Genomic DNA, 776 nt, shown 5'->3' on the forward strand with positions numbered 1-776 from the left:
CCGCCCCGCCCTGGCCGGACGAGCCCCCCGCCGACGCCCTGTGGCTCCCCGACGACCCGTCGGCGCAGGCCGCCGTGGCCGCAGGGCAGTCGGTCGGCGGCCCCGCGGCCACAGGCCCCCGCGTGCCCGCGGGGCGGGCCGGTGCGCCCGTCGAGCCGGGCGGGGGCGGCGACCTGTGGCTCCCCGGCGATCTGCCGTCGGATGCTGCCGGGCAGTCGGCTGACGGCAGGGCGGCCGACGGCTCTCGCGGGCCCGTGCGGCCTGCCGACGCCTTCGCGGTGTCCGGTGCGGCCGACGCCCTGTGGCTCCCCGACGACCCGTCGGCGCAGGCCGCCCCGGTCCCCGCGCAGCGGTCCGGCGACCCGGTTTCGGGAAGGGGCGGGGCGGGGGAGGAAACCGCCCCCGGCGGCCCGCGCCACGGCTCCGCGCTGCCCGCGCCCGCCCCACCCGGCGACGAGGCCGCGGCGGCGGCTTGGGACGGCCTCGCCGACGACCTGTGGCTGCCCGGCGACGAGGCGGCGGACGCCGAGGCCTGGGACGCGTCGACCGCGTCGACCGGGCCGACCGGCCCGGCCGGGCCCGGGGAAGGGGCCCGGCCGGGCGGCGGCCTCAGCCCCGAGGAGGCGCGGGCCGTCGCCTCCTGGGACCGAGACCTCGACGCCCTGGAAGGCGAACTCCGCCGCACGCGCGAAGCCGTCCGCGACGTCGAGCTGCCGTCCGCGCTCTCGGCGAGCCAGCTCCTCCGCCTGGCCGCGGACGAGCAGGCCTGTCTCTTA

1 pseudogene is annotated in these 776 nt (G+C 81.8%); it reads left to right on the top strand.

From position 1 onward, the window contains the following. Positions 1-776 (top strand): annotated as a pseudogene (locus HYE82_RS36920) (hypothetical protein); the annotation flags it as partial.

Source organism: Streptomyces sp. BR123 (assembly GCF_013401435.1).
Lineage (GTDB): Bacteria > Actinomycetota > Actinomycetes > Streptomycetales > Streptomycetaceae > Streptomyces.